Source organism: Bacillus cereus group sp. N31 (assembly GCF_016483245.1).
GTDB lineage: Bacteria > Bacillota > Bacilli > Bacillales > Bacillaceae_G > Bacillus_A > Bacillus_A toyonensis.
Window position 1 is genome coordinate 269,522 of sequence record NZ_JAEHCH010000003.1, and the last position, 20,019, is coordinate 289,540.

A 20,019-nucleotide genomic window follows, 5' to 3' on the forward strand; every position below is an offset into this window, starting at 1 on the left:
AACATGCAAGTAAAAGATCAACTATCATCATTACAACCATATAAACCAGGTAAATCACCAGAACAAATGAAAGAAGTGTACGGAGATCATTTGTTTGTGAAATTAGCATCAAATGAAAATCCATTCGGTTGTTCGCCACGAGTGTTAGAAGAGTTGCAAAAATCGTGGTTAGAACATGCTTTATATCCTGACGGAGGTGCTACAACGCTCCGTCAAACAATTGCAGAGAAATTACAAGTTCAAATGGAACAAATACTTTGCGGTAGTGGTTTAGATGAGGTCATTCAAATAATAAGTCGCGCCGTACTTCGAGCTGGAGATAACATCGTAACGGCAGGTGCAACATTCCCACAGTACCGTCATCATGCAATTATTGAAGGTTGTGAAGTGAAAGAAGTTGCTTTAAATAACGGTGTATACGACTTAGATGAAATTTCGTCAGCAGTTGATAACAATACGAAAATCATTTGGCTTTGTAATCCGAACAACCCTACAGGCACATATGTGAATGAGCAAAAATTGACTCAGTTCATTGAAAGCATTAGTGAAAATACGTTAATTGTCATTGATGAAGCGTACTATGAATACGTAACAGCAAAAGATTTCCCTGAGACATTACCGCTTCTAGAAAAACATAACAACATTCTTGTACTTAGAACGTTTTCTAAAGCGTACGGATTAGCATCTTTCCGCGTTGGTTATGCGATTGGACAGGAAGAGTTAATCGAGAAATTAAATGTCGTACGTTTGCCATTTAACGTATCTTCATTAGCGCAAAAAGCAGCAACGATTGCTTTTAACGATGAAGCGTTTATTGAAGAAATTGTACGTGTTAATACAGAGGGAATACAACAATACGAAAGTTTTTGTAAGGAAAACGAAATTCCATTTTATCCGTCACAAACAAACTTCATCTTCTTACCGGTAGAGAATGGTGGAGAGATTTATGAAGCTTGTGCATACGCAGGGTTTATTATTCGTCCGTTCCCGAATGGTGTCCGTATTACAGTCGGCACAAGGGAGCAAAATGAAGGAGTGATTTCAGTGTTAAAACAACACTTTGAAAATAAGAAAAATAAGTCTCGAGATGAGGCAAATGTGTAAAAAGGTAGTATTAATTGGAACAGGCTTAATAGGAGGTTCTCTCGCATTAGCAATTAAGAAAGAGCACGATGTAACGATAACAGGTTATGACATATTTCAAGAGCAAGTAGAGCGTGCGAAAGAATTACACGTAGTAGATGAAGTAGCAGTAGATTTACAGCGTGCATGTGAAGAGGCACATTTAATTGTTTTTGCTTCTCCAGTTGAAGAAACGAAGAAGTTATTACACAAATTAGCGTCATTTCGTTTACGAGAAGATGTGATAGTGACCGATGTTGGTAGTACAAAAGGAACAATTATGAACGAAGCGGAAGCTTTATTTTCAAAGGAAATTTCTTTCATTGGTGGACATCCGATGGCAGGTTCTCATAAAACTGGGGTTGAAAGTGCAAAAGCACATTTATTTGAAAATGCATTTTACATTTTAACACCGATGAACCATGTGCCAAATGAACAAGTGGAAGAACTAAAAGGTTGGTTAAAGGGAACGGGGTCTCATTTTCTCGTTTTAAATACAGAAGAGCATGATTATGTAACAGGGATCGTTAGTCATTTTCCGCATCTTATCGCAGCAGGGTTAGTCAAGCAAGTGGAGAAACATGCAGGAGATAATCCGCTCATTCATCAACTAGCTGCTGGCGGATTTAAAGACATTACACGCATTGCATCTAGTAGCCCGAAAATGTGGAGTGATATTGTAAAGCAAAATCGTGAGCATTTAATGGTATTATTAAAAGAGTGGATCTCTGAAATGGAAGAATTATATGATACTGTTTCTACTGGAGATGCAGGCGAGATTCAAAACTATTTTGCAGATGCGAAAGAATACCGTGATTCTTTACCAGTACGAAAAAGAGGGGCAATTCCTGCCTATCACGACTTATACGTCGATGTTTTAGATAAAGTAGGGGCATTGGCTCATATTACGAGTATTTTGGCGCGTGAAGAAATTAGTATTACGAACTTGCAAATATTAGAAGCGCGAGAAGGATTGCTTGGCGTATTACGCATTAGCTTCCAAAGAGAAGAAGATCGTATGAAAGCGAAACTAGCGCTTGGAGAAGAAGAATACCAAACTTATGAAACAATTTAAATGAGAAGGTGAAAACGTGAAAGAAAGAACGATACAACCTATAAATAGCGGATTGAACGGTAACATTACAATTCCAGGTGATAAGTCCATTTCACATCGTGCTGTTATGTTCGGCGCAATTGCAGAAGGAAAAACGACAATTAAAGGCTTCTTGCCCGGTGCAGACTGTTTAAGTACGATTTCGTGCTTTAAGGAAATGGGAGTAGAAATCACGCAAAATGGTGATGAAGTAACTGTAGTCGGAAAAGGAATTGAAGGCTTACAAGAACCGAAAGCTGTATTAGATGTTGGTAATTCTGGTACAACGATACGATTAATGTCAGGAATATTAGCAAATACACCATTTTTCTCTTGCGTACAAGGTGATGCGTCTATCGCAAAAAGACCGATGAAACGTGTTACAAATCCATTAAAACAAATGGGCGCAAAAATTGATGGCCGAGAAGAAGGAACGTTTACGCCGCTCACAATACGTGGCGGAGATTTAAAAGCAATTGAGTATATTTCTCCTGTTGCAAGTGCACAAGTAAAGTCAGCTATTTTACTTGCAGGTCTTCGGGCAGAAGGTGTAACAGCTGTTACAGAACCACATATTTCGCGTGATCACACGGAAAGAATGCTTGAAGCATTCGGTGTTAACGTAACTCGTGAGGGAAAAACAGTGAAACTTGCAGGTGGACAGAAGTTAACAGCGACAGACGTTCAAGTACCAGGTGACGTATCATCAGCAGCATTTTTCTTAGTAGCGGGAGCAATTATTCCAAATAGTAAACTAGTATTACAAAATGTAGGAATGAATCCAACTCGTACAGGTATTATTGATGTTTTAGAGACAATGGGTGCTACATTTACTGTAGAGCCGATTAACGAAGGGGCATCAGAACCAGCTGCAAACATTACGATTGAAACATCTTCATTAAAAGGAATTGAAATTGGTGGGGATATTATTCCAAGACTAATCGATGAAATTCCAGTTATCGCTTTAGCGGCAACTCAAGCAGAAGGTATTACAGTTATTAAAGATGCACACGAGTTAAAAGTAAAAGAAACGAACCGTATTGATACAGTCGTTGCGGAGTTAACGAAACTAGGAGCTCGCATAGAAGCAACTGATGATGGCATGATTATATACGGAAAATCAGCTCTAAAAGGCAGTACAGTAAATAGTTACGGTGATCACCGCATCGGAATGATGCTTGCGATTGCTGGCTGTCTAGCAGAGGGAAAAACAACAATTGAAGATGCAGAAGCAGTAGGCGTATCATACCCTACATTCTTTGAAGAACTTCAAAAGTTAGCAAAATAAGGTGATGAGAAGCAGATACATTATGTATCTGCTTTTTTATGTTAGGTTGTTGTAAAATCGATATTTTTTGTTGAAACGCCTGTGTAATTTCACTTACCGAACTAAAATAGTAAGAATTATGATACAATTCAATCAGGGAATGGAGGAGAATTATATGAATGTCATACAATTACAAGAAGATAAATTTAGAGAAGCATTACGTTTATCAGAATACGCTTTTCAATATAAAGTAAATGAGGAACGATTGCAGCAGCAAATCACTCGAATGAAAGAAAGTCATGAAATATACGGCATTATGGAAGGGGAAGACTTAGCAGCAAAACTACATCTTATTCCATTTCATATATACATAGGAAAAGAAACATTTAAAATGGGCGGCGTTGCAGGGGTAGCGACGTATCCTGAGTATAGAAGAAGTGGGTATGTAAAAGAGCTACTTCAGCATTCTCTTCAAACGATGAAAAAAGATGGATATACAGTATCGATGTTACATCCATTTTCTGTTTCATTTTACCGTAAATACGGCTGGGAACTTTGTGCGAATCTTCTCGTATGTCATATGACTAAGAGCGATTTAGTTATGAAAAAACAAGTAAATGGCACCGTGAAACGTTTCAATAAAGAAAATCATCCAGAAGAAGTCGAGAAGCTATATGAAATCTTTGCAGAACGTTTTTCAGGTATGTTAGTTCGAGAGAAGAACTGGTGGTTACAAGTGGTTTATGATGATTTAGCATTAGCGATTTACTATGATGAAAATAAAACGGCAGCTGGTTACATGTTATATAAAATAGAAAACTATAAAATGACAGTAGAAGAATTTGTACCACTGCATAATGAAGCACGAAATGGTCTGTGGAACTTTATTTGCCAGCATGATTCTATGATTAAAGAACTTGAAATGACAGTAAGTGAAAACGAACCGTTGTTATATACATTTCAAGAGCCACGCGTGAAGACAGAAATAAAACCATATTTTATGGGAAGAATTGTAGATGTAGAGCAGTTCTTAAAACAATATGAGTTGAGCTGGAACAATGTACAGCAAGAAGTGATCTTACATATTACAGATTCATTTGCTCAGTGGAATAACATAACAGTGAGACTTGCAAATCATGAAATAACAATTATGAAAGAAGAAACAATAGATAAAGGATTAAAGCTGGACATTAATGCGCTATCTACAATAATGCTTGGCTACAAACGTCCGTTAGAGCTAAGGAAGCTTGAATTAATTAGTGGAAGCGAAGAGGAGATACGAACATTTGAAAATGTAGTCCCGGTGCGTGAAGCGTTTATTTATGATTTCTTTTAATTGTATATTTGATAGTGAACTGTACGAAATAAAGTTTTGGTACAGTTCACCCTTATTTTGTTGTTTCTTATCGTTAAGTCGATATATCTTGAAAATCGCTGATAAAATGTGAGTTGCGCTGATATATTCTGGAAATTGCTGATATAATGTCACTGACAGATATGGAATTAAAAAACATAACGGAACTGTGTAGCGCACTTGACTTTTAATCCATGTAATTTATAATTAAAAACGGAATGAATTTTCATTCCTGAAAATTGAGGTGAGAAAAATGGCTAAAAATAAACAAGAAGACATTTTTGAAGCAGCTATACAACTATTCGCAGAGCGTGGTTACGATGGTACGACAATTCCGATGATCGCTGAAAAAGCCAATGTCGGCGCTGGCACGATTTATCGCTATTTTGAAAATAAAGAGGCACTCGTTAACTCATTATTTTCAAAAAGTATGTTGCAACTATCTGAAATGATAAAAACAGATTTTCCTGTTGAAGCAAATATTCGTGAACAGTTTAGTCATACGTACAACCGTTTATTTGAATTTGCGAGAAACAATGTGGATGCTTTTCTTTTTACAAATTCTCACTGTGATAGTTATTTTCTTGATGAACAGAGTAAGAAAATATTTGACGATTTTATAGGCTTCTTTATGAATATTATAGAAGATGGAATCGCAAAAGGGTTTCTCCGTCCATTGCCTCCAGTTGCATTAATTATCATTGTATACCAACCGCTAGAAAAATTAACTAAAGTAATGGCGACGGGGCAATTAGAATACTCAAAAGAATTAGTAAAAGAATTGGAAGAAAGCTCTTGGAATGCTATTAGAATCATTTGATTCTATAGCTTTATAAGGATAGGAATGAACATTCATTCCGAAATGGATTTTAAAAATGAAATAGGGGATGATATATTTGTAGTACTAAGAGAATGAATATTCATTCCGTGAAAGGTAATTTAAAAGGGTTTTAAAAATAATTTAATAGAGTGATAGGAATGAACGTTCATTCCGTAATGATAGTTTTAAAAGGATAGGAATGAACGTTCATTCTGAACTTAACATGAAAAGCTAAAAACGGGAGATGATTCAAATGAGCAAGCTAAAAAGTTGGAGAAGTTTATCTTTTCTATTATGGATCGTTATTACTATTACGATGTTCGTAACGATGCCTAATATGGATAAACTAGTGAAGGAAAAAGGGAAAATTACAATCCCTAATACAGAACAAAGCAGTATTGCTGACAAGATGATCAAAGAAATGGATAAAGAAGGAGTTGAAAAATACGAAGTTATCGCCGTATTTAATAGTGGCAATAAAACAGCTTTAACTACTGAGCAAAAAGAGGAAATAACAAAAACAATCAACGCTTTGCAAAATGAAAAAGAGCAATTAGGAATTAAGGAAGTTGTTTCACATTTAGATAATAAAGAATTGGAGAAACAATTAGTTTCTAAAGATAATACGACTATTTTAACGCAAATATCAATAGATAAAAAGCATGGTGAAATATCAAAAGTTGCAAATAATCTTCATAAAAAATTGCAAACGAAAGGAGTAAAAACGTACTTAACAGGAAGTGACTTAATAGCGGGTGATTTTCTTACATCCTCTCAAGAGGGAGTGAAAAAGACTGAAGTTATTTCAATCATTTTCATTCTTATAGTATTAATCATTGTATTCCGTTCACCAATTGTTCCAATTGTTTCTCTTCTTACAGTTGGTATATCGTATTTAGTTTCAATGGGTATTATTGCTCATCTTGTAGATCAATTTAATTTTCCGTTTTCTAACTTTACGCAAGTGTTTGTAGTTGTCGTACTGTTTGGAGTAGGAACAGATTACAACATTTTATTATATACGAGGTTTAAAGAAGAATTAAGTAAACAAGAAAATGCATTTTTGGCCACGAAAGAAACATTTAAATCGGCAGGTAAAACCGTTTTATATAGCGGGATAGCGGTGCTAATTGGTTTTGCATCACTTGCTTTAGCGAGTTTTAAATTATATCAATCTACTTCAGCGGTAGCAATTGGTGTTTTAGTATTACTACTCGTAATAACCACTTTAAATCCATTTTTTATGGTGCTTTTAGGAAAAGGAATGTTTTATCCAGTTAAAACATTTAAAGGTCATGAGGATAGCCGTTTATGGGGATTCTTTGCTAAAAATTCAGTAGCAAGACCATTTGTTGCTTTAATCATCGTATTCGTGATATCGATTCCTTTCGTATTAAAATACTCTAATACACTGAATTACAATGATTTGTTTGAAGTGGATAATAAGTATGAATCAAAAATGGGTATTAATGTGATAGAAGAACATTTTCCACCAGGATTTTCTTCACCAAGTACGTTAGTGATTCAATCTAACAAAAAATTAGATGAAGGAACGTCTCTACAAACTTTAGATGAATTAACTGATAAAATTTCGAAAGTTAAAGGTGTTTCAGAAGTATATGCACCGACGCGTCCAACTGGTGATAAGATAAAAGAATTATATTTAAATAAACAAGCGGGAGAACTAAATACTGGTTTAGGCGATGCCAATGGTGGCATAAAGGAAATTAATGATGGCTTAACGGATGCGAAAGATAAAATGGGTAGTAATGACTCAAATAGTCTTGCAAATGTTCAAAAGTTAATTGATGGAACGAACGAAGCGAAAAATGGAGTATCAGCATTAGGAACAGCTTTAAATCAATTATCCAATGGCATAAACGAAGGTGCACAAGGAGCGCAGCAAATTGAGAGTGGGTTAACTTCAGTAAATGAAAATGTAAATGTCCTATCGGGTGCAACGTCACAGCTTCATGCTGGTTATGCACAGTTAGAAAAGGGTTTAAGTTCTTACGATCAATACTTCGGAAGTATTTCTCAAGCGATTGACGGTGCGAAAAAAGGATATGAACAAATTGAAGTGTTAATGACTAATTTCATTCAAACGAAACCAGAAGTAGCAAATGATCCTAATGTACAGCAAACGATAGGAATTGCCAAGGAAGCTCAAAAGCAATTAAGTGGACTTTCAAAAGAATTAAATCAATTAGCAGTGCAACATAAAGCTGCGGTGAATTCATTTAAAGAAGCGAATCAATCATTACTAAAAGTAGATAACGGCATAAAAGAAATGAATAATGGCGTTACCAAGTTACAAAAAGGAGCTGCCGGACTAAAAACTGGATTAAACGAAGGAGCTACAGGTTCAAAACAAATTGCAAACAAATCATCTGAGCTACAATCCGGCTTAACAAAAATAAATGATGGGCAAGGGCAGATTTTAACTGGATTGAAAGACCTGCAAGAAAAGATGGGGCAATTACAATACGGCTTATCTAAAAGTACAGAAGGGCTTGGAAAAGTAAGTAACGGCCTAGGGGATGCTCAGAAATATTTAGGCGAGCTTAATGAGTCAAAAAGCTCTGAGAAATTTTATATTCCTAAAGAAGTGTTAGCGGGAGAAGATTTCCAAAAAGCATTGAATACGTACATGTCACATGATAGAAAGACTGCTAAAATGACAATCATTTTAGACGTAAATCCGTATTCAAAAGAAGCGATGCCAATCATTCAAGAAATTAATAAAACGATAGATGGTACGCTAAATGGTACTGAATTAAAAACGGCGAAAAAAGCGATCGGCGGGACAACAGCTAGAAATGTTGATTTAAAAGAAGTAACCGGGCAAGATTTCTTGCGTACAGCTACGATTATGTTGATTGGAATTGCGATTGTATTAATCGTAATTACACGCTCATTACTAAACACAATATTTATTATTGGCTCATTACTATTAGCGTACTTTGCATCACTTGGTATAAGCGAACAAATTAGTGCACATGTATTACATGTAGATTCATTAAGCTGGAATGTTCCATTCTTTAGCTTCATTATGATTGTCGCTTTAGGAGTGGATTATAGTATTTTCGTAATGATGCGCTATAACGAGATAGAAGGGGATTCGGTAACGAAAATTGTAACTGCATCTCGTCATATAGGAGGAGTTGTATTATCAGCGGCGCTAATTTTAGGCGGGACATTTGCCGCATTAATTCCATCAGGTGTATTGACACTTATACAAGTAGCATCAGTTGTTGGCGTTGCACTATTACTATTAGCTTTAATCGTGATGCCGATATTGTTACCTGCTTTAATAGGGTTAACGAGTAAATTGAAGAGTTATAAAGAGAGAATTATAAATACGAAATAAGAAAAAACTGTAGGGAATGTTTTCCCTACAGTTTTTTCTGTATATAAAAATTAAAAATAGGAAATTAATCCAATGTATTACAGAGTGAGAATCGATAAAAACTATCCGATTTCATTGTAGAAAGGTAATCAACCGTTGCTATTCATCCAGCTTCTACTATATAATAGCTATAGTCTACAATAATTGAGTCGTAATATGCGATTTTTTAAGACAATCGGTGAGAAAACGCTGAAATAAGCGGTATTAGTAGGAGGACACAAATGATTACAGTAAGTAACGTTAGTTTGCGTTTCGCGGATCGCAAATTGTTTGAAGATGTTAACATAAAATTCACGCCAGGTAATTGCTACGGTTTAATTGGAGCAAACGGTGCTGGTAAATCAACGTTTCTAAAGATTTTATCTGGAGAAATCGAACCATCAACAGGTGACATACATATTACGCCAGGTGAGCGTCTAGCAGTATTAAAACAGAACCACTTCGAATATGAAGAGTTCCCAGTATTAGAAACAGTAATTATGGGTCACACGCAACTTTATAAAGTAATGCAAGAGAAAAATGCTATTTACATGAAAGAAGACTTTAGTGATGAAGATGGTATGCGTGCTGCTGAACTTGAAGGTGAGTTCGCTGAGCTTAACGGTTGGGAAGCTGAGTCAGAAGCTGCAATCTTACTAAAAGGACTTGGTATTGGTGAAGATCTTCATGATAAGAAATTGTCAGAATTAACTGGGGCAGAGAAAGTAAAAGTATTACTTGCTCAAGCTTTATTCGGTAAACCTGACATTCTATTACTAGATGAGCCTACCAACCACTTGGACTTAAAAGCGATTCAATGGTTAGAGAACTTCTTAATGAACTTTGAAAATACAGTAATCGTTGTATCCCATGACCGTCACTTCTTAAATAAAGTTTGTACGCACATGGCTGATCTTGATTTCGGTAAAATTCAACTTTATGTTGGTAACTATGACTTCTGGTATGAGTCAAGCCAATTAGCTTTAAAATTAACACAAGATGCTAATAAGAAAAAAGAAGAGAAAGTAAAAGAGTTACAAAACTTCATTGCACGCTTTAGCTCAAACGCATCTAAAGCGAAACAAGCCACTTCTCGTAAAAAATTATTAGATAAAATTACATTAGATGATATTAGACCATCATCACGTCGTTATCCATTCGTTGGTTTCACACCTGAGCGTGAAATAGGAAATGACTTATTAACTGTTGAAGGACTTTCTAAAACAATTGATGGCGAAAAAGTGTTAGATAATGTGTACTTCACTTTAAATAAAGGTGATAAAGTTGCATTTATCGGTCGTAACGATATTGCGATGACAACATTATTTAAAATCCTTATGGGTGAAATGGAGCCAGATAGCGGTTCATTCAAATGGGGTGTTACAACATCTCAATCGTATTTCCCAAGAGATAACTCTAAATACTTTGAGAACAGTGACTTCAACTTAGTTGATTGGTTACGCCAATTCTCTCCACAAGATGAGTCAGAGAGCTTCTTACGTGGTTTCTTAGGCCGTATGTTATTCTCAGGTGAAGAAGTTAAGAAGAACGTTTCTGTATTATCTGGAGGCGAAAAAGTTCGTTGTATGTTATCTAAAATGATGTTAAGTGGTGCGAACGTAATCACACTTGACGATCCGACGAACCATTTAGATCTTGAGTCTATCACTGCATTAAACAACGGTTTAATTGCATTCAAAGGTACAATGTTATTCACATCTCATGACCATCAGTTCGTACAAACAATTGCAAACCGCATTATCGAAGTAACACCAAACGGTGTAATCGATAAAGAGGCAACTTACGATGAGTACTTAGAAAATGAAGAACTTCAAAAACAAGTAGATGCAATGTATAAAGGTCAATAATATATGATGAAAACCCCTGCTCTTTGTTAGAGCGGGGGTTTTGTTGAAAAGAGATGAAGACTAAGGTATTAAATGAATAATTATTCAAATATAATATTAACGGTGGTAAGAAGTTGTAATGTTATGATTGCATAGTTTTTTGGCACATAGATGAGATTTAATGTGTATAGGATTGAAGGAGTTAATTGTAACAGGAGAAGTGTAGTTTGAGTAATAAGGTCAAACTACACTTTTTTGTTATGTGAAAAATGTACCAAAAATGGAGATAGATTAGTTTGCGAAGTAGTGAATAAAGGTTTATAGTATGTGGAGTCATAAGTAGTGGATGGAACTTGGGAGAAAACAGGAAATGTTACAAATGTATTTTGTTAAATAGAAACCAAGGTCACAATGTTTAAAAAGAAATAGTTGAATAAATAAAAGCTTCAATTTATAATTACTAATATTCTTCATGTAGTTAAACAAATAAAATCTATTTGAAGAAGAAAATTAAATACAGAGACGGACTTATAAAAAATAAGCCTTGGATGATTAAAAGAGGTGGAGAGATGAAACAGTTTTTATTAAAGAGCAAAAGTGTGTTAAGTAATCATTTTGGATTCTTTCTGTTTGCCGTTATTTTATTATGGCTCAAAACATATACAGCCTATGTAACGGAATTTAATTTAGGAATTTCAAACACAATCCAAAAATTCTTGCTGTTTTTTAACCCGCTTAGTTCAGCAGTTCTATTTTTAGGACTTGCATTATTTGCAAAAGGGAAACGATCTTATATTTGGGTAATTATTATTAATTTGTTATTGTCGATACTTTTATACGCAAACGTAGTATATTATCGCTTTTTCAGTGATTTTATTACGTTCCCGACATTAACACAAACGAATAACTTTGGTGATTTAGGTGGTAGTATTTTCGCGTTACTACACTTATATGATCCACTATATTTCTTAGATACAATCATTTTAATTGTTTTAGTCGCAACAAAATTTGCAAACCCAAAACCTATTCGTGTTGCGAAACATAAACTATCACTAGTATTTGTAGCAGGTATTTTATTATTCAGTGTGAACCTAGGGCTTGCAGAATCTGATCGTCCTGAATTATTGACAAGAACATTTGACCGTAATTATATTGTGAAATATTTAGGGGCATACAACTATACGATTTATGATGGTATTCAAAGTGCGAAAGCATCAACAGAACGAGCGTTAGCTGATGGAGATAATATGACAGAAGTTAGAAATTATCTTGCATCAACATATGCAAGTCCAAATCCTGAATACTTCGGTAAAGGAAAAGGAATGAACGTAATTTATATTCATTTAGAGTCATTCCAAAACTTTTTAATCGATTATAAATTAAATGGCCAAGAAGTTACACCATTTCTAAATTCATTTACAAAAGATGCGAATACGTTATACTTTGATAACTTCTTCCATCAAACAGGACAAGGTAAAACATCTGATGCGGAGTTCATGTTAGAAAACTCAATGTACGGATTACCACAAGGATCTGTTTTTACAAATAAGGCTCATAACACGTATCAATCAGCACCAGCTATTTTAGGACAACAAGGATACACATCAGCGGTATTCCACGGTAACTATAAAACATTCTGGAACCGCGACGATATTTATAAATCATTTGGTTTTAATAAATTCTTTGATGCGTCATACTATGATATGAACGAAAAAGACGTAGTAAACTATGGCTTAAAAGATAAACCGTTCTTTAATGAATCAATTCCATTATTACAAACGTTAAAACAACCGTTCTATACGAAGTTCATTACGTTATCAAACCATTTTCCTTATCCTATTGATAAAGCGGAAGCAACAATTGAACCAGCGACTACAGGTGATTCATCAGTAGATACGTATTTCCAAACAGCACGATATTTAGATGAGTCTGTAAAAGGGTTCATTGATTACTTGAAACAATCTGGCTTATATGATAACTCGATTATCGTTATGTACGGTGACCATTACGGTATTTCAGATAACCATAATGCAGCAATGTCACAAGTAATGGGTAAAGAAATGAACTCATTTGAAAATGCACAGTTACAACGTGTACCATTAATCGTTCGTGTACCAGGAGTGAAAGGTGGCGTACAACATCAATATGGCGGTGAAATTGACGTTCTTCCTACGTTATTACACTTACTAGGTACAGATACGAAAAATTATGTTCAATTCGGTTCAGATTTATTATCACCAGATCATAAACAAGTTGTTCCATTCCGTAACGGTAATTATGTAAGCCCAACAGTTACGGCATTGAACGGAAAATATTATGATACAACAACTGGAAAACCTGTAGAATTAACAGATGAAATAAAACAAAATGAACAAATGGTTCAAAAATCACTAAAATACTCTGACCAAGTCGTAAATGGTGACTTATTACGATTCTACACACCAGAAGGCTTTACTCCAGTAGATCGTTCGAAGTATAACTATAACCATCGTGATAAAAATAAAACGAAGGTAAAAACGACTGAAGACGGGGAAGCTAAATAAATATGAAAAAGCGCTACTCATATGAGTAGCGCTTTTGTTTGTAACTATAATTACATTAACATTACATAGTACCATCTTTAGTTTTTTGTTTCATCTTTCCGAAGAACACTACAAAGATAATGATAATAATGATGAATGCCCATTTTATGAAAGGATTACTTTCGAAAAATCCAGCGAACCATTTCTCATCTACAATCATTTTTGCAGCAGTATAAGCTAAAACAGCTGCTCCAATCGTAATGATGACAGGGAAACGGTCAACCCATTTTAAAATTAATGTACTGCCCCATACGACTACTGGAATAGACACTAATAATCCGATGATTACTAAAGAAAAGTTACCATGGGCAGCTCCCGCAACAGCGAGTACGTTATCAATTCCCATTAACGCATCAGCTATAATAATGGTTTTAATAGCAGACCAAAATCCTTCTTCAGCTTTAATATCATGATTTTTGCCCTCAGCAATTAATTTGTAAGCAATCCATATGAGGAGTACACCACCAATTAGAAGCAATCCTGGTATTTTTAATAACCAAACGACAATTAAGGTGGCGAGGGCCCTAATAGCGATAGCCCCGACAGTTCCCCATATAATAACTTTCTTTTGTTGATCTTTCGGTAATCGCCTTGCTGCTAATCCAATTACGATGGCATTATCTCCAGCTAACACTAAATCAATTACAATAATGGCAAGCAAGGCTGACAAATATTCAGATGAAAGAAAATCCATATACATATCACTCCTTATGATTAATATGTACTTATAAGCTATTCAGTATTAAGAATTCTAACGATTATTTAAAAGCATAACTGTAAAATATAATCTCTTCAAATAGTAATCGAGGATTATAATTATAGTCGTAAGCACTCAAAAAGATGGCTTCGGTATAATTCCGGAGCCATCTTTTAAGTGCTTATTTTTTAACAATCATTTTATGTTTGAAGATTTACTTTCGTATCTTTTGATTACTACTTTTTTGGGCATGAAACTTGCGATAATCAAAGCTATAAAAGATAAGACTAACATAAACACGTATGCATCACTTGAGCTGAAGATAGAAGATAATTTTGTTACTTGCGTAGCTGTTATATTTCCATTCCTACTAGATAACTGTGATATGTGTGAAGTAGATTGAATTGTATACACCGTGATGATAACTGCTGTCCCAATCGCACCTGCTAATTGGCGAATTATATTATTTACTGCTGAACCATGTGAACCCAGTTCTATTGGCAAAGCGTTTAAGCCGGCTGTATTTAAAGGCATTGAAATGAAACTTAACCCAATTCGTAAAATAATGGTACGAACCATTAAATACATATAAGTTGTGGAGTCGGTCAAATCAATTACACCCCACATCGAAATAATGACACAGATTAAACCGGTAATAAAGAGTGGTTTCGCTCCATATTTATCAAACATTTTGCCTGTGATAGGTGATAAGAAGGCGTTAATGACAGCTCCAGGTAATAGAAGTAAACCTGATTCAAATGCAGTAAAGCCTCGTCCGTTTTGTAAGTAAATTGGTAATAGAATTAAATCTGCATACATAATCATCGTAATGAGTACGTTAATGACTGAAGTAAGAGTGAAAACTTTATATTTAAATACTGATAAATTCAATAATGGATCATTAGACTTTATTTGACGTAAACAGAATAAAGCTGTAACGATGATACCGATAGTAATTGTTATAATAACAACGGGATGATTCCATCCTTTACTTCCTGCACTACTGAATCCGTATATAACACAACCAAAGCCAATTGTTGATAAAATGACACTTATGATATCTAATTTTGCTTTTGTTGTATTTGCAACATTCATTAAATATTTAATCGCGAGAATAATTACGATGAATATAAATGGAGCTAATCCAATAAATAGCCATCTCCATGATACATATTCAATAATAAAGCCAGATAAAGTTGGAGCGATAGCTGGCGCAAAAATTATAGCGAATCCGATGGTCCCCATAATACTTCCGCGTTTTTCACTAGGGTACAAATATAAAATAATAGTCATCATGAGTGGCATAATAATTCCTGCTCCAACTGCTTGAATCATTCTTCCTGTTAACAAAATGCTAAAATTCATGGCGCATGCACAGAGAACGGTCCCAATAAACAAAGAGAGCATTGAGCTAATAAATAGCTGCCTTGTTGTAAATCGTTTCATTAAAAATGCAGTAATTGGAACTAGAACACCATTTATGAGCATAAAGCCTGTTGATAGCCATTGCACTGTTGCAGCTGTTACATCAAATACCTTCATTAAATTACTCATTGCCACATTTAATAGCGTCTGATTTAAGGTTGATAAAAAACAGCCGGTAATGAGGACAACTAATATAATTTTTTTATTTCTTTCTGATATTTCCTTTTGCATTGGTAATCTCCTTCATTGTTACCTTGATTTATCGACATTGTGTCGATAAAATTAATGGTAACAAAATACGTTTTCTCTGACCATGAACAGTTTTGTTGAAAATGTTCACAACTCGACAGAGAAGATATGTACTGTCGAGAAAGTAATGAGAAAATCTATAAAGGAGTTTCAAAATGTCTACATTTAAAAAAGAGGACCCTCGTACAGTTCGTTCAAGAGAAATGTTTAAAAATGCTGTTTTTTCTCTTTTATGTGAGAATCCTACTATTTCAAGTTTAACGGTTCAGAAAATCGCAACAAAAGCAGGATTAAATCGAACAACATTTTACTTACATTATCAAGATATTCAAGATTTACTAGACCAAATCAATAGCGAGATTTTAAATGAGCTTTCTAATAAAATTGTTGATTTAATACATGCAAAAGATTTATCAGAAAAACAAAAGCTAACACAATTGCTAGATTATTTATATATCCACCGGAATTTTTTATTTATATTATTTAAAATGAATCAATTTGAAGAGCAATTATTTTTATTTTTAAAGCAATTAATAGAAACGAGAAGAGAGAATACGAAAAATAAATTACCTGATGATTATGTTGCAGTTGATATTAAAACAGCCTCTTTGGTAGGTATTATCATGTGGTGGATAAGGAATGGACTTCACTTTAGTTCAGATTATATAGCAAATCAAATATATTTAATGTATAAAGGATGATATGTTAGAATCAGTCATGTGTATTAATAAACGAAAATCATTATATTTAAGAATTGAAATTAACAGGAGATAGAAAAATAATTGTTTTGCAAGTAAAGGCTTATATATTTCAAATTTATAAAGTAAAAGTTTTATAGCAAGAAGGGGAGCAATTTATGGATTTTCAAAATGAAAAAGTAGCATTACATTTAGAGATGGTGAGATACCAATTTAAAGATGCAAAAGAGGAGTGTGATAGAAATTGGCTTATAGTAAAAGCGAAACTGTCAGAAGGAAATAAAGTTTTTGAAACGATGGATCCTTTTCTACAAACTTTCGACTTACAGCATATGAAAAAATGGTTTCAATCATTACCGAATCCTACATATACCGAACTAGATTTCATAGAGCCTAATATAGCGTTTGAATTAATGGGGAAAAATGAAGGTGAGTTTCAAATTGTAGTCCGATTATCTCAGGAACTTACCCCTTCATGGTGTAAGGAAGAGGAGTACGAATTTTCTATAAGTATTACGCATGAGGACAGAGAAAAGATTATTCGTTTTATTGAAGAGCAACAAAGAAACTTTCCAAAACGTTAAAAAAAGACTTGATATCCTACTAGAGGGAATCAAGTCTTTTCATTACATACGATTATCATGCCAGAAGTTTAATGGGAAGTGTTCGTTCTCATTATAGGCTTCTAATTCATATCCTTTTTCTTTCAGTCCTTTTATAATTCCAGGTACTGCTTTAACTGATTGTGGGTGAATATCGTGCATAAGGATAACTTCTGTTGGATTTGTAGCACCATGTAGAACGTTTTCTACAATTTTAGCTGATGCAGCATCAACTTGTATTTTGTTGTATCTCCAGTCTAAAGAATCAATTGTCCAATCCCAAACTTTCAACCCGTTTTCCACCACTTTGTTGCGAAGTGCTTCGTTTAATCCTGGCATTGAGCCGTATGATGGACGAGTTAATACGGGTGATTTGCCTAGAACGCCAGCGATTAAGCCTTGATCTTCTTTCATTTCATCTACGTAATGTCCTTCTGTGTAAAGTTTCTTATAGTTATGAGTCATACTGTGCATCCCAACATAGTGGCCTTCAGCATCTTCACGTTTCACAAGATCAGGGAAAGCTTTCACGTTTGAACCAATTAGGAAGAATGTTGCTTTTGCATTTTCTTTCTTTAACATATCTAAAAGCTCAGCTGTGTATTTTCCAGGGCCGTCATCAAATGTTAAGTAAGCGACTTTTCTAACTTGCCCATTATAGTGTTTTGGAGCTTCTTTCGGTGCAAGAGATGTTTGAATTTCACTTACAAATTGAACAGACTTTGCTTCATCTTCTGTACTTGCTAGAGCAGTATGTACCGATCCTAAAGCGGCCTCATATGTAAATAATACCCCAGCGCAAATCAACATAGCCCTTTTTACTAAAGTTGTCATTCGAATTCCATTGTGCATAATTTTCCTTCTCTCTATAAAAGTTCTACTCTACTATATTAGCAATTATAGGTAGGGAAATGCAAAAAAACTTTTTTACAACTGTAAAAAAGTTTGGTCAAAAATATGCAAGATTTTGTATCAACTGCATTCTTGAAAAATTGGAAGGTTTTAAACTTTATTATGAAAATCTTCAAGCATCAAATTTAATTCTTCTAATAATGATGCGGATGCTTTTTTTGGTGAACCTGTATCAAAAGGAGGCTGTGGATCGTATTCTAACATGAGCTGAACTGCTTTACTCTTTTCATCTCCGAATTCCCAAGCCATCAACTGGAGAGCCATATCAATACCTGCAGATACACCAGCTGCTGTTATGATTTTTTCATGGCGAACGACTCTCTCTTCAGTTGGAATAGCCCCGAGAGAACGAAGCAAGTCAAAAGAGCTCCAATGACTAGTGGCTTTAACACCATTTAGTAGGCCAGTAGCACCTAAGATTAAAGAACCTGTACATACAGTTGTAGTCCATTTAGTAGTTTCATGTATTTGGAGAATCCAATTGAGAGTTTCTTCGTCCTCCATAAGTTGTTTAAAGTTAGGCGGGCGACATCCAGGAATAATAAGGATATCAGCTGAATTAACTTCAGTAAAATTATAATCGGCATGTAAATAGCCCATTTTTGAATCTAATTTAATTAAGCCCGTAGTTTTAGCAACAAACTTTATGTTGTTATTGCTTTCTGCTGCAAATACTTCGTACGGACCAATAGCATCTAATGCAGTAATCCCTTCATAGAGCATAATAACGATTTCCATTATAATCTCCCCTTAAGTTATTACAAATGTAATCTAGTAACGATTAAAAAAGAATTTATTCAATATTCTTTTTTATCGTTACTTTAAATATACTATACCCCAGATGTGTATTAGTTTATACTACTGTGTCAAACTTGTGACAAAAACTATGAATAGGTTCATTTATTTCGTATAGAGTTACTCTTTCATGTAATGATTGAAAAATTTAACTTCCCAGAAAGAAGAAATATAAAATATAGTACTTAGACTAAATTCTTAAATAGAAGGGGAATAATCGTACTTTCGTATGACTTCATTTTAGTCACAATTATTGATTTAATTATTTTCGTTTTTTATTAAAATATTGGTAAAGAATCAATTACATTTAAAAAGGGAGTGGGAATATGGTTCATTATATTTGCACGACATGTGGAGTTCAGTATCCCGAAAATAAAGAGGCACCTTCGCGTTGTAAAATTTGTAATGAGGAAAGGCAATATATGAATCCAATGGGGCAGTCATGGACAACATTAGAAACAATGCAACATAGCAATTTATACAAAAATGAAATAATAAAAGAAGAAACTGGTTTGTATAGCATTACTACTAAACCTAAGTTTGCAATTGGACAAACAGCATTTTTAATACAAAGTAAAACTCTAAATGTTTTGTGGGATTGTATTAGTTATTTAGATGATAAAACGATACAACGTATATATGATTTAGGTGGTATTCAAGCAATAGCACTTTCTCATCCACATTATTACTCTACACAAGTAAAATGGGCGGAAACATTTCATATACCTATCTATATTCATGAAGATGATAAAGAATGGGTGGTCCGCCCGAGTAAGCAAATTAAATTTTGGTCTGGGGAACATTTGATATTATCGGAAGAACTTACATTGCATCGGTTAGGTGGCCATTTTAAAGGTGGAACTGTTATGCACTGGAAAGACGGTAATGAGGGGAAAGGTATTTTGTTATCAGGTGATATTATACAAGTAGTTTCGGATCGAAAATGGGTAAGTTTTATGTATAGTTATCCCAATCTTATCCCATTACCAGCGAATAAAGTTAGAAAAATGGCAGAGAAAGTAAAAGGAATCCAATTTAGTCGACTGTATAATGCGTTTCATGGTGTTGTGATGGAAGATGCGAATAGGGCTGTACAAAGATCTGCTGATTGATATATAAAGGCCCTACAAGGAGAATTATTTCATACGTAATAATATATATGGAAGAA

Annotated in this window: 15 protein-coding genes; 11 read left to right on the forward strand and 4 right to left on the reverse strand. The window is 34.5% G+C overall.

The genetic code is table 11. The features are described from left to right. Positions 1-3: 3 nt before the first annotated feature. The 8 genes from hisC to ltaS all read left to right on the forward strand — a co-directional run bounded on the left by hisC (position 4) and on the right by ltaS (position 13,434). Positions 4-1,104, forward strand: a complete 1,101-nt coding sequence (gene hisC / locus JDS81_RS07820) for a histidinol-phosphate transaminase (protein WP_097955085.1) — start codon at positions 4-6, stop codon at positions 1,102-1,104. Then, on the forward strand, positions 1,097-2,197 hold the full coding sequence (gene tyrA, locus JDS81_RS07825; RefSeq protein ID WP_000335164.1) for a prephenate dehydrogenase: 1,101 nt from the start codon (positions 1,097-1,099) through the stop codon (positions 2,195-2,197). The genes hisC and tyrA overlap by 8 nt, the downstream gene beginning before the upstream one ends. Before the next feature lie 16 nt (positions 2,198-2,213). Continuing rightward, positions 2,214-3,503, forward strand: coding sequence for a 3-phosphoshikimate 1-carboxyvinyltransferase (aroA, locus tag JDS81_RS07830; protein WP_000664599.1), 1,290 nt, complete (start codon positions 2,214-2,216; stop codon positions 3,501-3,503). 154 nt (positions 3,504-3,657) lie between these two features. Continuing rightward, a complete protein-coding gene (locus JDS81_RS07835; protein ID WP_142316359.1) occupies positions 3,658-4,818 on the forward strand; it encodes a GNAT family N-acetyltransferase in 1,161 nt (386 codons plus the stop codon). A gap of 271 nt (positions 4,819-5,089) precedes the next feature. Continuing rightward, positions 5,090-5,656: a TetR/AcrR family transcriptional regulator gene (locus JDS81_RS07840; protein ID WP_001107311.1), complete on the forward strand. Its 567-nt coding sequence runs from the start codon at positions 5,090-5,092 to the stop codon at positions 5,654-5,656. Positions 5,657-5,909: 253 nt separating this feature from the next. Next, positions 5,910-9,026 carry an MMPL family transporter gene (locus JDS81_RS07845; protein ID WP_142316358.1) on the forward strand — a complete coding sequence of 1,039 codons (3,117 nt, stop codon included), beginning with the start codon at positions 5,910-5,912 and terminating at the stop codon, positions 9,024-9,026. Positions 9,027-9,286: 260 nt separating this feature from the next. Continuing rightward, positions 9,287-10,912 (forward strand): ABC-F family ATP-binding cassette domain-containing protein, encoded by a 1,626-nt coding sequence (locus JDS81_RS07850; RefSeq protein WP_000633859.1) that lies wholly within the window; start codon positions 9,287-9,289, stop codon positions 10,910-10,912. Positions 10,913-11,460: 548 nt separating this feature from the next. Beyond that, positions 11,461-13,434, forward strand: a complete 1,974-nt coding sequence (ltaS, locus tag JDS81_RS07855) for a lipoteichoic acid synthase (RefSeq protein WP_000808783.1) — start codon at positions 11,461-11,463, stop codon at positions 13,432-13,434. Positions 13,435-13,495: 61 nt separating this feature from the next. Here ltaS and JDS81_RS07860 read toward each other — a convergent pair whose 3' ends face one another. Beyond that, positions 13,496-14,167 carry a TerC family protein gene (locus tag JDS81_RS07860; protein ID WP_097955080.1) on the reverse strand — a complete coding sequence of 224 codons (672 nt, stop codon included), beginning with the start codon at positions 14,165-14,167 and terminating at the stop codon, positions 13,496-13,498. A 198-nt stretch (positions 14,168-14,365) separates the two neighbouring features. Continuing rightward, the gene (locus JDS81_RS07865; RefSeq protein ID WP_097955079.1) at positions 14,366-15,826 is read right to left on the reverse strand and encodes a DHA2 family efflux MFS transporter permease subunit; all 1,461 of its coding nucleotides are present in this window, start codon (positions 15,824-15,826) and stop codon (positions 14,366-14,368) included. A 173-nt stretch (positions 15,827-15,999) separates the two neighbouring features. Here JDS81_RS07865 and JDS81_RS07870 point away from each other — a divergent pair, with 173 nt between their 5' ends. Next, positions 16,000-16,545, forward strand: a complete 546-nt coding sequence (locus JDS81_RS07870; protein ID WP_097955077.1) for a TetR/AcrR family transcriptional regulator — start codon at positions 16,000-16,002, stop codon at positions 16,543-16,545. 155 nt (positions 16,546-16,700) lie between these two features. After that, complete coding sequence (locus tag JDS81_RS07875) at positions 16,701-17,126, forward strand: WapI family immunity protein (RefSeq protein WP_097955076.1); 426 nt, start codon at positions 16,701-16,703, stop codon at positions 17,124-17,126. A 42-nt stretch (positions 17,127-17,168) separates the two neighbouring features. On the opposite strand, the gene JDS81_RS07880 is transcribed toward JDS81_RS07875, so the two are convergent. Both JDS81_RS07880 and JDS81_RS07885 read right to left on the reverse strand, forming a co-directional pair. Beyond that, positions 17,169-17,996 (reverse strand): peptidoglycan-N-acetylglucosamine deacetylase, encoded by an 828-nt coding sequence (locus tag JDS81_RS07880; protein ID WP_097955074.1) that lies wholly within the window; start codon positions 17,994-17,996, stop codon positions 17,169-17,171. Positions 17,997-18,146: 150 nt separating this feature from the next. Next, positions 18,147-18,794 carry a DJ-1/PfpI family protein gene (locus JDS81_RS07885; protein ID WP_000407027.1) on the reverse strand — a complete coding sequence of 216 codons (648 nt, stop codon included), beginning with the start codon at positions 18,792-18,794 and terminating at the stop codon, positions 18,147-18,149. A gap of 383 nt (positions 18,795-19,177) precedes the next feature. On the opposite strand from JDS81_RS07885, the gene JDS81_RS07890 reads away from it, so the two are divergent. Continuing rightward, on the forward strand, positions 19,178-19,963 hold the full coding sequence (locus JDS81_RS07890; protein WP_097955073.1) for an MBL fold metallo-hydrolase: 786 nt from the start codon (positions 19,178-19,180) through the stop codon (positions 19,961-19,963). Positions 19,964-20,019 lie beyond the last annotated feature (56 nt).